Annotated in this window: 13 protein-coding genes; 8 read left to right on the top strand and 5 right to left on the bottom strand. The window is 72.2% G+C overall.

What is annotated here, in order from left to right; genetic code table 11:
• Positions 1–945, bottom strand: coding sequence for an ATP-binding cassette domain-containing protein (locus ACFWU3_RS08160; protein WP_384432913.1), 945 nt, complete (start codon positions 943–945; stop codon positions 1–3).
• 103 nt (positions 946–1,048) lie between these two features.
• Between ACFWU3_RS08160 and ACFWU3_RS08155 the strand changes: the two genes are divergently transcribed.
• From ACFWU3_RS08155 to ACFWU3_RS08145, 3 genes are read left to right on the top strand one after another with little or no spacing between them, the layout of a single operon-like run.
• Positions 1,049–1,828, top strand: coding sequence for a TetR/AcrR family transcriptional regulator (locus ACFWU3_RS08155; RefSeq protein ID WP_384432910.1), 780 nt, complete (start codon positions 1,049–1,051; stop codon positions 1,826–1,828).
• 39 nt (positions 1,829–1,867) lie between these two features.
• Positions 1,868–2,572, top strand: coding sequence for a TetR/AcrR family transcriptional regulator (locus tag ACFWU3_RS08150; RefSeq protein WP_384432908.1), 705 nt, complete (start codon positions 1,868–1,870; stop codon positions 2,570–2,572).
• A gap of 43 nt (positions 2,573–2,615) precedes the next feature.
• A complete protein-coding gene (locus tag ACFWU3_RS08145; protein ID WP_384432905.1) occupies positions 2,616–4,694 on the top strand; it encodes a HelD family protein in 2,079 nt (692 codons plus the stop codon).
• A 15-nt stretch (positions 4,695–4,709) separates the two neighbouring features.
• Here the strand turns inward: ACFWU3_RS08145 and ACFWU3_RS08140 are convergent, their stop codons facing one another.
• Positions 4,710–5,216, bottom strand: a complete 507-nt coding sequence (locus tag ACFWU3_RS08140; RefSeq protein ID WP_384432903.1) for a DinB family protein — start codon at positions 5,214–5,216, stop codon at positions 4,710–4,712.
• Between the two features lie 339 nt (positions 5,217–5,555).
• Here ACFWU3_RS08140 and ACFWU3_RS08135 point away from each other — a divergent pair, with 339 nt between their 5' ends.
• From ACFWU3_RS08135 to ACFWU3_RS08125, 3 genes are all read left to right on the top strand, one after another.
• Positions 5,556–5,990: a helix-turn-helix domain-containing protein gene (locus ACFWU3_RS08135; RefSeq protein WP_384432900.1), complete on the top strand. Its 435-nt coding sequence runs from the start codon at positions 5,556–5,558 to the stop codon at positions 5,988–5,990.
• Between the two features lie 26 nt (positions 5,991–6,016).
• A complete protein-coding gene (locus ACFWU3_RS08130) occupies positions 6,017–6,595 on the top strand; it encodes a hypothetical protein (protein ID WP_384432897.1) in 579 nt (192 codons plus the stop codon).
• Positions 6,596–6,760: 165 nt separating this feature from the next.
• A complete protein-coding gene (locus ACFWU3_RS08125) occupies positions 6,761–7,096 on the top strand; it encodes a DUF2516 family protein (RefSeq protein ID WP_384433081.1) in 336 nt (111 codons plus the stop codon).
• Positions 7,097–7,143: 47 nt separating this feature from the next.
• Here the strand turns inward: ACFWU3_RS08125 and ACFWU3_RS08120 are convergent, their stop codons facing one another.
• The 3 genes from ACFWU3_RS08120 to ACFWU3_RS08110 form a co-directional block, all read right to left on the bottom strand.
• A complete protein-coding gene (locus tag ACFWU3_RS08120; protein ID WP_384432894.1) occupies positions 7,144–8,466 on the bottom strand; it encodes a PP2C family protein-serine/threonine phosphatase in 1,323 nt (440 codons plus the stop codon).
• Positions 8,467–8,735: 269 nt separating this feature from the next.
• Positions 8,736–9,806, bottom strand: coding sequence for an NlpC/P60 family protein (locus ACFWU3_RS08115; protein WP_384432891.1), 1,071 nt, complete (start codon positions 9,804–9,806; stop codon positions 8,736–8,738).
• A 177-nt stretch (positions 9,807–9,983) separates the two neighbouring features.
• Entirely contained in the window at positions 9,984–10,766 is a 783-nt protein-coding gene (locus ACFWU3_RS08110; protein ID WP_384432888.1) for a class I SAM-dependent methyltransferase, read from the bottom strand.
• Between the two features lie 150 nt (positions 10,767–10,916).
• On the opposite strand from ACFWU3_RS08110, the gene mshA reads away from it, so the two are divergent.
• Positions 10,917–12,257 carry a D-inositol-3-phosphate glycosyltransferase gene (gene mshA / locus ACFWU3_RS08105; protein ID WP_384432885.1) on the top strand — a complete coding sequence of 447 codons (1,341 nt, stop codon included), beginning with the start codon at positions 10,917–10,919 and terminating at the stop codon, positions 12,255–12,257.
• Positions 12,250–12,744, top strand: coding sequence for a YbjN domain-containing protein (locus ACFWU3_RS08100; protein WP_384432882.1), 495 nt, complete (start codon positions 12,250–12,252; stop codon positions 12,742–12,744). Before mshA ends, ACFWU3_RS08100 begins: the two co-directional genes overlap by 8 nt.
• Positions 12,745–13,511 lie beyond the last annotated feature (767 nt).

Genomic DNA, 13,511 nt, shown 5'->3' with positions numbered 1-13,511 from the left:
TCAGACACGGGCGGGCTCCTTGCCGGTCAGGGTGAGGAAGACGTCGTCGAGCGTGGCCTGCCGCACCGAGAAGCGGACGATGTCGCGCCGCTGCGGGTCGAGTTCGTCCAGCAGGGCGCGGACCTCCGCGGCGGTGCCGTCCGTCGGGAAGCCGACGGTGAAGGTCTCGGGGGAGCGGTGGACGGAGCGGGGGAGCGCGTGGGACCCGATCCGCAGATACGCCGCGGCGTCGGCGAGGACCAGGTCGAGGCGGTGGCCCGCGACCCTGGCCTTGAGTTCGTCCGCCGTGCCCTCCGCGACGACCCTGCCGCCGTCGACGAGCGCGATACGGTCCGCGAGCCGGTCGGCCTCCTCCAGGTACTGCGTGGTCAGGAACACCGTCGCGCCGCCGGCCGACAGTTCGCGCACCACCTGCCACAACTCGGCGCGGCTGCGCGGGTCGAGGCCGGTCGTCGGCTCGTCGAGGAAGACCACCCCGGGCCGGCCGACGAGTCCGGCGGCGAGGTCGAGGCGGCGGCGCATCCCGCCGGAGTAGGTGACGGTCCGGCGGCGGGCGGCGTCCGTGAGGCCGAAGCGTTCGAGGAGTTCGGCGGCCCGCTGCCGTGCGGCCGGGCGGGACAGTCCGCTCAGACGGCCCATCATGCGGAGGTTCTCCTCGCCCGTCTGCTTCTCGTCGATCGCCGCGAACTGACCGGTCAGGCTGATGGCCCTGCGCACCCGCGTCCGCTCGCGGACGATGTCGTGGCCCGCGACGCGCGCGTGTCCGGCGTCGGCGGTGGTCAGGGTGGCGAGGATGCGGACGGCGGTGGTCTTGCCCGCGCCGTTCGGGCCGAGCAGCGCGAAGACACTGCCCGCCTCGACCCGCAGATCGATGCCGCGGAGCACGTCGACCTTCCCGTACACCTTGACGAGACCGGTGGCCTCGACGGCGGCTGGCTGGTTCATGACGGGCTCCCCCTCTTATGCGTATGCCATACGCGCTACTGCGTAAGGGTTACGCATTACTAGGATGTGCGTCAAGGCGGACGGGGCGGCGAGGCGGAGAGCGATGACGGACACCAGCGGCGACGGCGGCGGTACCGGGCTGCCCGCCAGCATCGAGGCGGCGTGGGGCCTGCGGGACCGCCCGGCGAAGGGGCCGAAACCGGGCCTCGGTCTCGAACGGATCGTCGCGGCCGCCGTCGCCCTCGCGGCCGCGGAGGGGCTCGGCGCCGTCTCGATGGGGCGGGTCGCCAAGGAGCTGGGCGTCTCGACGATGTCCCTGTACCGGTACGTCGCGGCCAAGGACGAGCTCTACATCCTGATGCAGGAGGCGGTCGTCGGCATGCCCCCCGAGCCGCCCGGCCCGGACGCGGACTGGCGGGAGGCGATCGCGGCCTGGGCGGGCGCGCAGCGCGAGGTCTTCCACCGCAACCTCTGGGCCCTGCGCATCCCCATCTCCGGGCCGCCGGCCACGCCCAACTCGGTTGCCTGGTGGGATCAGGGCCTCGCGGCGCTGGAGGGCACGGGCCTGGACGAGGGCGACAAGATCTCCGTGATCATGCTGGTCGGCGGCTTCGTGCGGAACGAGGCGCTGCTGACGGCGGACCTGGCGGCGGCGGTCGCCAGGAGCGGCGCCGGTCCGGAGGAGGCCATGCGCGGCTGGGCCAACACTGTGAAGCGGCTGGCGGATCCGGCCCGCTATCCGTCGGTGGCCAGGCTGATGGAGTCCACGGAGATGTTCGAGCCGGACGAGCCGGGCGCCGATTTCGCCTTCGGGCTGGAGACGATCCTGGACGGGGTGGAGGCTCTGATCCGCAGGCGGGGCGGCCCGTGCGCGGCGGGGTGATCACCGCGGCCGCGCGCAGCGGTGCGTAGGCTCGGGACCATGAGCGGTGGGACGGGCCTTCGTGAACGGAAGAAGCAGCAGACGTACCGCGCGATCTCGGACGCCGCGATCGCGCTCTTCCTGGAGAAGGGCTTCGAGGCGGTCTCCGTCGCCGAGATCGCCGCGGCGGCCGATGTCTCCAAGCCCACGCTCTTCCGCTACTTTCCCGCCAAGGAGGACCTGGCGCTCCACCGGTTCGCCGACCACGAGGACGAGGCCGCCCGTGTGGTGGCCGGACGGGAGCCGGGGGTCTCGGCGCTGGACGCCCTGCTGGGGCACTTCCTCGACGGACTCGACCGCGGCGACCCGGTGACCGGGCTCAGCGACGTCCCGCAGGTGCTCGCCTTCCACCGGCTGCTGTACGGCACGCCCAGCCTGGTGGCCCGGCTGTACGCCTACCAGGCGCGGTCCGAGGAGGCGCTGGCGGCGGTGCTCGACGGTGGAGAACCCCGGGCCGGAGTCGCGGACGGTGCCGGCGTCCCGGTGACCGCCAGGCTCGCCGCCGGGCAGATCATCGCCGTCATCCGCATCCTGGCCGAGGAGAACTGGCGCCGGATCGCCGCAGGTGAGAGCGCCGAGGAGGTGCGCCCGTCCGCGGTGGACGCCGCGCGGCTGGCCTTCGCGCAGCTGCGCCACGGACTCGGTCACCTCGGTCCGTCCGGTCCGTCCGGTCCGTCCGGACAGGTCAACAGGCCAACCGGATGAGTCTCGGTTAAAAATGTAACTCGGTTACGTTATTCTCGATGGAATGACGGCACCCGACGACGCACTCAGCCATGCCCTCACCCAGGAACGCACGTTCCACGACGCCTGCCGCGCAGCCCTGACCGGCATGGTCGACGGTGCGGCCCAGGACGTCGTCGACGGCGAGAACGCCTTCGCCTCCGGCGCCGACGCCGAAGTCCTGGGCTACGAACTGCGCAGCCGGGCCAAGGCGTTGAGCGAGGAACCGGACAGCCCCCTCTTCTTCGGCCGGCTCGACTTCGGGCAGGAGGCGAGCGCCGGCGAACACCGCGGGCAGAGCTACCACATCGGCCGCCGCCGGATCACCGAACATCCCTCCGCGCCGCCGCTCGTCGTCGACTGGCGCGCGCCCGTTTCCCGCGCCTTCTACCAGGCGGGCCCTCGCGACCCCCAAGGCGTCGCCGTTCGCCGCCGGTTCGGCTGGGCGCCCCTGAGCAAGGGCGACTCGGCGGATCTGACCGGCATGGAGGACGAACGGCTCGCCGAGGCGCCCGGCGCCGACGATTCCGCGCCGGGCCCCTCCCGCACGAGCCGCACGAGCCGCACGAGCGCGATCGTGTCCGACGAGATCGAGCGCCCCCGCGTCGGCCCCATGCGCGACATCGCCGCCACCATCCAGCCCGAACAGGACGACCTCGTACGGTCCGGGCTCGCCGAATCGCTGTGCGTGCAGGGCGCTCCGGGCACCGGCAAGACCGCCGTCGGACTGCACCGGGCCGCCTACCTCCTCTACACCTTCCCGCAGCGCATCCGGCGCGGCGGGCTGCTGATCCTCGGGCCCAACAGCACCTTCCTCTCCTACATTTCGGCCGTCCTGCCCGCGCTCGGCGAGACCGGTGTCCGGCAGTCGACGATCGACGACGAGATCGCCCGTCACGAGGTACGCGCACAGGACGGCGTGGCCGCCGCGGCGGTCAAGCACGACGCCCGGATGGCCGAGGTGCTGCACCGGGCCCTGTACGCACGGGTGATGCCGCCCGCCGGGCCGGTCGTCGTGCCCGACGGCTCGTACCGCTGGCGCGTCCCGCTCGCCGAACTGCGGCGCATCGTCGACGAGGTGCGGGCGGAGGCGCCGCCGTACGCCGTGGGGCGGGAACGCGTCCGCACCCGGGCCGTCCGGGCGATCCTGCTCCAGGCGGAGCGGCGTGCGGGGCCGATGGGCAACACCTGGGTGCAGCGGATCAGCCGTTCCCGCCCGGTGTCCGCCTTCGTCGACGCGGTCTGGCCGCGAACGCAGCCGGAGGAGGTCCTCACCGGCCTGCTGACCGACCCCGAGGATCCGCTCCTCACCGCGGCGGAGCAGGACGCGATCAGGTGGGTCCGGCCTCCGCGCTCGTACAGATCCGCGCGGTGGAGCGCGGCCGATCTCGTACTCCTCGACGAACTCGCCGGGCTCATCGAACGCCCCGACGGCTACGGCCACATCGTCGTCGACGAGGCGCAGGACCTGTCGCCCATGCAGTGCCGGGCGATCGCCCGGCGCGCCGGATTCGGATCGCTGACGGTGCTCGGCGACCTCGCCCAGGGCACCACACCGTGGGCTGCCCGCAGCTGGCCCGAGCAACTGGCCCATCTCGGCAAGGAGGACGCGGCCGTGGTCCCGCTGACGGAAGGGTTCCGTGTCCCGGCGGCGATCGTGGCCTTCGCGAACCGGCTGGTTCCCTCGCTCGGGGTCGACGTGCCGCCGGCACGGTCGCTGCGCGGCGACGGCGCCCTGACGGTCCGCGAGGTCGACGACGTGGCGGCCGCATCGGTCACGGCCGTACGGGCGGCGCTGGAGGACGAGGGCTCGGTCGGCGTGATCGCGGACGAGCCGGACACCCACCGGCTGCGGGCCGCACTCGCCGCGGCGGGCATCGCGACCGCCGCCGCGGACGACCTCGCGGCGGACGCCCGGGTCACCGTGCTGCCCGCGGCGGTGGCCAAGGGCCTGGAGTACGACCATGTCGTCGTCGCCGAGCCGGCCGCCATCGCCGGGGCGGAGGCCCGTGGCCTGCACCGGCTGTATGTCGTCCTCACCCGGGCGGTGTCCCGGCTCGACGTCCTGCACACCCGCCCGCTGCCGGGCGAACTCGGCCCGTAGGGACCGGGCACGCGGTCAGGCGCCGACCGCTCCGTCGATTCCCTCGCGGAGGAAGTCGGCGTGGCCGTTGTGCCGCGCGTACTCGTGGATCAGATGCAGCATCACCAGCCGCAGCGAGACGTCCTCGCCCCACCGTGCCTGGTAGCCGGTCACGTCGAGGGACTCGGCCTCCTTCTCGATCCGGCGCGCGTGGTCGATCTCGGTCCGCCAGGCGGCGAACGCTTCCGCGCCGGTGGACCCGCTCGCGTCGTACGCCGCCTGGTAGTCGCCCTCGTCCGACCAGACGAGCGGAATGTCCTCGCCGTTGATCACCCGGCGGAACCAGGCGCGCTCCACCTCCGCCATGTGCCGCACCAGTCCGAGCAGGGTGAGTGTGGACGGCGGCATCGACCGGCGGCGCAGCTCGTCGTCGGTGAGTCCCTCGGTCTTCATGGCGAGGGTCGCCCGGTGGTGGTCGAGGTAGGCGCGCAGCGTCTCGCGTTCGTCCCCCCGCACGGGCGGGTCGATGCGGTCGTCGGTCACGGTCGGTCCTTTCGGGGAGTCGGCCGTCGGGGGCGTCGGTCCGGCGGCCTGAACCGGGCCATGGTGGCAGGGCGGGTGGCGGAGGGCACGGGGTTATCGGGACGGGGAGCGGGGCGGGCGGACCCTGGGCGACGGATGCCGGGGAAGCGGCCGGAATCGTACGGTCCGCGGTGTTGTCGCGGCGCGTACCGGCGGGATCTCCCGCGAACCTCTGGCAGGCTCGGAGTGCGAGTCGCCCGCCACCGGGTAAGCGGTCCCCAGGGCCGTACGGGTGTTGCGTGGAACACTATTGCAAGCAGTTGCTTGCAATAGTTAGCGCGACTGTGCACCATCGAGAGCATGGCATCACTCAACGTCGGCAGTCTCGGTGAGTATCTGCGGGAGCAGCGGCGCACGGCGCAGCTCTCCCTGCGGCAGCTCGCCGATGCCGCCGGGGTGTCCAATCCGTATCTGAGCCAGATCGAGCGCGGGCTGCGCAAGCCGAGCGCGGAGGTGCTCCAGCAGGTCGCCAGGGCCCTGCGGATCTCCGCCGAGACGCTGTACGTGCGGGCCGGGATTCTCGATGAGCGGGATCGGGATGAGCTGGAGACGCGTGCCGTCATCCTGGCCGACCCCTCGATCAACGAACGCCAGAAGGCCGTACTGCTCCAGATCTACGAGTCCTTCCGCAAGGAGAACGGATTCGAGACCGAGGACGGCGCGGTCACGGAGGACACCGACGTTGAAGGGCCCCGCACGGCCGACGGCAGTGTTGCCGACCCACCCTCACACTGAATCTGCGTTCCGGGAGGACCACAGTCATGGCCATCACCGATGACCTGCGCAAGACCCTCACCGACCCGACCCCCCTCTACTTCGCGGCCGGCACGGCCGACCTCGCCGTCCAGCAGGCGAAGAAGGTCCCGGCGCTGCTCGAGCAGCTCCGCGCCGAGGCGCCGAGCCGCATCGAGGCCGTGCGCAACACGGACCCCAAGGCCGTCCAGGAGAAGGTCTCCGTCCAGGCCAAGGAGGCCCAGGCGACCGTCCAGGCCAAGGTCACCGAGGTGCTCGGCACCTTCGACGCCGACCTGAAGAAGCTCGGCGAGAGCGCCCAGGACCTGGCTCTGCGCAGCGTCGGCGTCGCCGCCGAGTACGCCGTGAAGGCCCGTGAGGCGTACGAGAAGGTCGCCGAGCACGGCGAGCAGACCGTGAAGACCTGGCGCGGCGAGGCGGCCGAGGAGATCAACGAGATCGCCGTCGCCGTCGAGCCCGACCCGGAGCCGAAGGCCGCGAAGCCCGCCGAGGCGAAGCCCACCCCGGTCGCCGCGGCCGCTCCGGCCGCCAAGAAGAGCGGTCCGCGCAAGCCCGTGGCGAAGAAGGCCACGCCGCCGGCCAAGTAGGACAGCGCGGCGAGCAGGTCGCCTGCCGGTGAGGCAGACACCGTCGCGTGAACGAGCGGGCCGGGCACTCCGAGAGTGCCCGGCCCGTTGTACGGGTGGCGGACGGGCCGTAGCGGGTACGGTGACCGTGAAGACGAGTCGAATCGGGCGGTGGACGAAGTGCTGATGCAGGGATTCGCGGGGTTCATGTGGCTACTGAGCGTCGCCCTGATCCTTTTCAGCGGCTTCGCGCTGATCGACGCCGCCACGCGCCGTGACGACGCCTACCGTGCGGCCGACAAGAAGACCAAGCCCTTCTGGCTGATCATCCTGGCGATCGCCTTCGTGGTGAACCTGATCTTCGACGTCCTGTCGTTCCTCCCGATCATCGGCCTCATCGCCACGATCGTGTACATGGTCGACGTGCGACCGGCCCTCCGGGGCCTCGCGGGCGGCGGCCGGACTCGCCGCGGCGGCTCCAGCAGCGACGGACCGTACGGCCCCTACAACGGCGGCAGGTAGCGCGCGGGGGCAGCCGAAGCCCCGTCGCAGCACCGCCGCACGACGGCTCAGGCCGTCTGCCGGTCCCTGCTCAGCAGCAGTACCGCCACGTCGTCCGTGAGGTCGCCGCCGTTCAGGTCGCGCACCTCCGACACCGCCGACTCCAGCAGCGCCTCGCCCTCGAGCCCTTCGCCCAGCTGCCGGTTGATCATGTCGAGCATGCCTTCCTGGCCCAGGCGCTGTTTCTCACCCGGCCCCGACCGGCCCTCGATCAGCCCGTCCGTGTACATCATCAGGCTCCACGCGCCGCCCAGCTCCACCTGGCGGCGCGGCCAGCGGGCGCGCGGCAGCAGACCGAGCGCCGGACCGCCGTTCTCGTACGGCAGCAGCTGCGCGGCCTTGCCCTTGCGGGCGATCAGCGGCGACGGATGGCCGGCCAGGCACAGTCCGGCCCGACGGCCGTCGGGGGCGATGTCGACCGTGCACAGCGTCGCGAAGATCTCGTCGCTCTCCCGCTCGTGCTCCAGCACCTGCTGCATCGTCGAGAGCAGCTCGTCCCCGCACAGACCCGCGAAGGTCAGCGCACGCCAGGCGATGCGCAGCTCCACACCGAGCGCCGCCTCGTCCGGGCCGTGCCCGCAGACGTCGCCGATCATGGCGTGGACCGTGCCGTCCGGGGTGCGGACCGTGTCGTAGAAGTCACCGCCGAGCAGCGCCCGGGAACGGCCGGGGCGGTAGCGGGCGGCGAACCGAAGGTTCGAACCCTCCAGCAGGGGAGTGGGCAGCAGGCCGCGCTCCAGCCGGGCGTTCTCCTGCGCGCGCAGCCGGGACTCGGCGAGCTTCATCTGGGCGGTGTCGGCGCGCTTGCGCTCCACCGCGTACCGCACGGCCCGGCTGAGCAGCCGGGCGTCGAGCTCGTCGCGGAAGAGATGGTCCTGGGCGCCCAGCTGCACCGCCTCGGCCGCGCGCTGGGCGTCGCCCGATGTCGTCAGGGCGAGGACCGCGTGGCGCGGCGCGAGCCGCAGGACGTGCTTGAGCGGCGAGAGCGGCTCGTCGCCGGTGCCGGGCAGGGCGAGGTCGACCAGGATGCAGTGGACGTCGTCGGTGAGCAGGCGTGCGGCCTCGGTGAGGTTGCGCGCGCTGCGGACCTTGACGCGGGCGCCGGCCGTGTCGGGCAGCTCGGGTACGGAGAAGGAGCCCGCAGGGTCGTCCTCGATCACCAGGAGCGTGAGGTCGCCGCCGCTGACACCGCTGCCGCCGCCGGATACGCCTGTGGAGCCGCCGAGGCTGCCGCCGGCGCGGCTGCCGACGACTCCGGCGGCGCCGGCGGCGGCGCCGTGCGCGGTCTCCGCGACGGGGACGTTCCTCTGTCGCGGTACGGGTACGGGCATTGACTCGGTTTCCTTCCCTCCCCCCGAGGGCGCGGCAGGACGACGATCGACGTCCCGCCCGACGGGGACCATAGCGGTAGCCCCGGCCGTAGCGGAATGGCGAAGGACATAGAGCCGGTGGCATATGCCGCGCATGGGGAGGTAGTTGACGCCGGGGCCATGACGAACATCACGCCCTGGCCATGATCGACGGGCCTGTTGGCCCCGTGGACCCGGCGGTGGCGCAGGTCACGTGCTCACGTATCGGGGCGTACGGCTGCCGGACGTGCTCACTTGTCGGGGCGTACGACTCCGAGAATCGTCATCGAACCCGCCCCCGCGAGGGTCACATTCCGCCCGGGGCGCGGTGCGTGCACGATCGCGCCGTCGCCGATGTACATCCCGACATGGCTGGCGTCGGCGTGGTAGATGATCAGATCGCCGGGCCGCATGTCCTTGATGTCGATCCGCGGCAGCAGCCGCCACTGCTCCTGCGAGGTGCGCGGGATGCCCCGGCCGGCCGCCGACCACGCCTGTGAGGTGAGTCCCGAGCAGTCGAACGAACCCGGGCCCTCGGCGCCCCAGACGTACGGCTTGCCGATCTGGGCGGTGGCGAACCGCACCGCCTTCTTGCCCTGTGCCGTCGCCGCGCCGCCGATTCCCTTGAGCACGCCCGAACTCAGCCAGGTGGTCTGCGCCTTGTACTCCGCCTGTCGTTCCAGTTCGAGAAGGCGCGCACGCTCCTCCTTCTCCAGGAGGTCCTCTATCTTCTTCGCCGCCGCGATCTTGCCGTCGATCTTCTTCTTGGCGGCGGCCTGCTTGACGCGGTGCGCCTCCAGCGTCTTCCAGTGGGCGCTGGCGTCCTTCGAGTACGCGGCCAAATCAGCCTGTGCCCGGGTCAGTTCGCCGAGGAGGTCCTTGGTCGCCTTCTGGCTCTGCCGGATCCGGCCCATGCCGTCGAGGAAGAGGCCCGGGTCGTCGGTGAGGACCAACTGCGCCTCGGCCGGCAACCCGCCGCCCTGGTACTGCGCGCGGGCGGCCGCGCCGGCACGGCTCTTGAGGTCGTCGACGCGGGCCTGGACCTTGACGGTCTCCTGCGCCAGCCGGACGATCTCTGCCGACTGCTTCTCGGCCTTCCCCTCGGCGAGTTCGTACGCGTCCGCAGCGGACGCCGCCTGCCGGTAGAGGGTGTCGAGTTCGAGGCGGACCTGCTCCAGCGTCTTCTTCGGCACGGCCGGCGCGCCTGCGGCGGGCGGCGGCTCGGGCGCGGCGGTGGCGGCGAAAGCCTGTCCCGATGACGCCAGCACGGTCAGAGCGCAGACCAGAGTGATCGCGGCAGTGGCGCAGTGGCGTCGGTTCACGACTTCCCCTCCGTAACCCGGGCGTAGGCCAGGAAACCTGATTTACCGTCAGTAACTTGGTGCGTGATGTCGCGATGGTGCCACGGCCTCCGTCAAAGCGACAGAGCCATTCGGGAGATCACACCCACTTCACAGGGACGAACGATCAGGGGCGCACGTTCCCCGCGAGCGCAGGTTTCACCCGGAATCGGGTGCCAGTGCGGCCCAGTTCACCGTGACTTCCCCCTGCCGCCACCGCCGCCGGTCCTGTGACAGCGGCCAGTCGGACGCCAGTTCACCCACCGCCCTGACCCAGCGCTGCCGCGCGCCGAGCGAGGCGTACGGAGCGGCGGCCGCCCACGCGCGGTCGAAGTCGCGCAGGAAGGCGTGGACCGGTTCGCCCGGCACATTGCGGTGGATCAGGGCCTTGGGGAGGCGCTCCGCCAGGACCGAGGGGCGCTCCAAGGAGGCCAGCCGGGCCGCGAAGGTGACCGTCCGCGGCCCTTCGGGGCCGAGCGCCACCCACACGTGCCGCCGTCCGATCTCGTCGCAGGTGCCCTCGACGAGCAGACCGCCGGGCGCGAGGCGCGCGCACAGCCGCGCCCAGACGGCGGCGACCTCGCCCTCGTCGTACTGGCGCAGCACGTTCGCCGCGCGGATCAGGGCGGGCGGCCGGTCCGCCGGCACCTCGAAGCCGCCGTGCCGGAACGTGAGCCCTTCGCGTTCGTACGGCTTCGCCGCCGCGACCCGCGCCGGATCGATCTCGATGCCGACGACCTCGCAGCGGGGGTCGGCCGTACGGAGCCGCTGGAGCAGTTCGACGGCGGTCCAGGGTGCAGCGCCGTATCCGAGGTCGACGGCGACCGGCCGCTCGCTGCGGCGCAGAGCGGCGCCGTGGGTGGCCGCGATCCAGCGGTCCATCCGGCGCAGCCGGTTGGGGTTGGTCGTCCCGCGGGTCGCGGTGCCGACGGGACGGGTCATGCCAGCGAGGGTATACGCGCCGAAGCGGCGGTAATGATTTGGCAAAGCAGGGGGATGCGGGAAATGGAAGAGAAGAGTCCGCTGTTGTAGGTGGCTGGCAGGGCTGCGTGCCCGCAGTTTGCTGTGCCCGGATCGAGGAGGACACCCGACGTGAGCCAGTACGTCTCCCGCCTCGGCAGCAGCCTGGTGACTCCGCGCATCCGGTTCCCCGGCGGCCAGCGCAAGCCCCGCCGGATCGCGATGCTCAGCGTCCACACCTCACCGCTGCACCAGCCCGGGACGGGCGACGCGGGCGGTATGAACGTCTACATCGTGGAGCTCGCCAAGCGGCTCGCCGCGATCAACATCGAGGTCGAGATCTTCACCCGGGCCACCACGGGCGGGCTGGCGCCCCGCGTCGAACTCGCCCCCGGGGTGCTCGTACGCCACGTCGACGCCGGCCCCTACGAGGGGCTCGCCAAGGAGGAGCTGCCCGGCCAGCTCTGTGCCTTCACCCACGGCGTGATGCAGGCGTGGGCCCGTCACCGCCCCGGTTACTACGACCTCGTGCACTCCCACTACTGGCTCTCGGGCCACGTCGGCTGGCTCGCCGCCGAACGCTGGGGCGTCCCCCTGGTGCACGCCATGCACACCATGGCCAAGGTCAAGAACGCGGCGCTCGCCGACGGCGACACACCCGAGCCCGCCTCCCGCGTCATCGGCGAGACCCAGATCGTCGACGCGGCGGACCGTCTGATCGCGAACACCGCGGAGGAGGCGGACGAACTCGTCCGGTTCTACGACGCGGACCCGGCGAAGGTCGCGGTCGTCCACCCCGGCGTGAACCTGGACCGCTTCCGTCCGCTGGACGGCCGCGGACCCGCGCGGGCCCGCCTCGGGGTGCCGCAGGGCGCTTTCGTCCCCCTGTTCGCGGGCCGCATCCAGCCCCTGAAGGCCCCCGACATCCTGCTGCGCGCGGTGGCGCTGCTCCTGGACCGCGTGCCCTCGCTGCGCTCGAAGCTCTACGTCCCCATCGTCGGCGGCCCCTCGGGCAGCGGCCTCGCCAAGCCCGAAGGTCTCCAGAAACTGGCCGCGCGCCTCGGCATCGCGGACGTCGTCCACTTCCACCCGCCGGTCGGCCAGGACGCTCTCGCGGACTGGTTCCGTGCCGCGTCCACCCTGGTCATGCCCTCCTACAGCGAGTCCTTCGGCCTCGTCGCCATCGAGGCGCAGGCGACCGGCACGCCGGTGGTCGCGGCGGAGGTCGGCGGCCTGCCGGTCGCCGTACGCGACGAGGTCACCGGCCTCCTCATCCCCGGCCACGACCCCGCCGACTACGCGGAGGCACTGCACCGCCTGCTGGCGGACAACGACCTCGCGGGACGCATGGGCGCGGCGGCGGCCCGGCACGCGGAGTCCTTCGGCTGGGACACCGCGGCATCGGCGACGGCGGACGTCTACACGGCGGCGATGTACGAACACCGCCGGCGGGTACGCTCGCACCATGGCTGACCTACGGCAGGCCGCGGAGATCATCGAGAAGACCCTGGGCGACGCGGACCTCGCGTGGGAGAACCCGTCACCCGGCACCTACGTGGTCCAACTCCCCGGCACCCGCAAGCTGTCGACGACCTGCTCCCTGCGGGTCGGCAAGCACGCCCTGTCGGTGAACGCGTTCGTGATCCGCCACCCCGACGAGAACGATGCGGCGGTCCACCGCTGGCTGCTCGAACGGAACCTGAAGCTGTACGGGGTGAGCTACGCGATCGACACCCTCGGCGACATCTACCTCACGGGCACGCTCCCGCTCTCCGTGATCACCCCGGACGAACTGGACCGCCTCCTCGGCACGGTCCTGGAGGCGTCGGACGGCGCGTTCAACACACTGCTGGAACTGGGCTTCGCGAGCGCGATCCGCAAGGAGTACGCGTGGAGGGTCTCGCGGGGAGAGTCGACGCGGAACCTGGACGCGTTCACCAACCTGACCGGCAAGGGGTAGCTCTTCGCTGAGCGCCGCCTGTCCGGAAAGGGTTGTGGGTCTGCCGCCCCACGCCCCTGGCGGCAGCTTCGCGCCGCATCCCACCTGCTGTCCCGGGGTGACACCGGCGGGTCATGATGTTCGGCCCCTGGTAGGGGGCGTGCAGGGTCGGCCCCGCAGGGGATCGGCGGCAAAGCCTGGGTGCTCGATGCAAGTGACCTGTACGCCGCCGACCTCGAGGAGTCGAGCCCGGAGGGCCCCCGGACCCGCCGCGGGACAAGGCCCCGACGCCCAAGCGCCCGCCGCCTGCGGCAGCTTCGCGCCGCATCCCACCTGCTGTTCCGGGGTGACACCGGCGGGTGATGATGTTCGGCCCCTGGTAGGGGGCGTGCAGGGTCGGCCCCGCAGGGGATCGGCGGCAAAGCCTGGGTGCTCGATACAGGGGACCTGTACGCCGCCGACCCCGAGGAGTCGAGCCCGGAGGGCCCCCGGACCCGCCGCGGAACAAGGCCCCGACGCCCAAGCGCCCGCCGCCTGCGGCAGCTTCGCGCCGCATCCCACCTGTTGCCCCGAACGGGCTCGTGTTCGCTTCCGGGGTGACACCGGCGGGTGATGATGTTCGGCCCCTGGCAGGGGGCGTGCAGGGTCGGCCCCGCAGGGGATCGGCGGCAAAGCCTGGGTGCTCGATGCAAGGGACCTGTACGCCGCCGACCCCGAGGAGTCGAGCCCGGAGGGCCCCCGGACCCGCCGCGGGACAAGGACCCGACGCCCCCGGGCCGCACCCGGAC

Origin of the sequence: Streptomyces sp. NPDC058685 (genome assembly GCF_042714725.1) — a bacterium.
In the GTDB taxonomy this organism is placed as follows: domain Bacteria; phylum Actinomycetota; class Actinomycetes; order Streptomycetales; family Streptomycetaceae; genus Streptomyces.
The sequence above is the reverse complement of the archived record's forward strand: the minus strand, read 5'-3'. Positions and strand labels throughout refer to the sequence as shown.

What these genes read in the sequence shown, in the direction of transcription:
- ACFWU3_RS08120 (WP_384432894.1), bottom strand. Translation starts at nt 8,466, where the DNA reads ATGCCCGTACCCGTACCGCGACAGAGGAACGTCCCCGTCGCGGAGACC.
- ACFWU3_RS08155 (WP_384432910.1), top strand. Translation starts at nt 1,049, where the DNA reads ATGACGGACACCAGCGGCGACGGCGGCGGTACCGGGCTGCCCGCCAGC.
- ACFWU3_RS08125 (WP_384433081.1), top strand. Translation starts at nt 6,761, where the DNA reads ATGCAGGGATTCGCGGGGTTCATGTGGCTACTGAGCGTCGCCCTGATC.
- ACFWU3_RS08100 (WP_384432882.1), top strand. Translation starts at nt 12,250, where the DNA reads ATGGCTGACCTACGGCAGGCCGCGGAGATCATCGAGAAGACCCTGGGC.
- ACFWU3_RS08130 (WP_384432897.1), top strand. Translation starts at nt 6,017, where the DNA reads ATGGCCATCACCGATGACCTGCGCAAGACCCTCACCGACCCGACCCCC.
- ACFWU3_RS08145 (WP_384432905.1), top strand. Translation starts at nt 2,616, where the DNA reads ATGACGGCACCCGACGACGCACTCAGCCATGCCCTCACCCAGGAACGC.
- ACFWU3_RS08110 (WP_384432888.1), bottom strand. Translation starts at nt 10,766, where the DNA reads ATGACCCGTCCCGTCGGCACCGCGACCCGCGGGACGACCAACCCCAAC.
- ACFWU3_RS08135 (WP_384432900.1), top strand. Translation starts at nt 5,556, where the DNA reads ATGGCATCACTCAACGTCGGCAGTCTCGGTGAGTATCTGCGGGAGCAG.
- ACFWU3_RS08150 (WP_384432908.1), top strand. Translation starts at nt 1,868, where the DNA reads ATGAGCGGTGGGACGGGCCTTCGTGAACGGAAGAAGCAGCAGACGTAC.
- ACFWU3_RS08160 (WP_384432913.1), bottom strand. Translation starts at nt 945, where the DNA reads ATGAACCAGCCAGCCGCCGTCGAGGCCACCGGTCTCGTCAAGGTGTAC.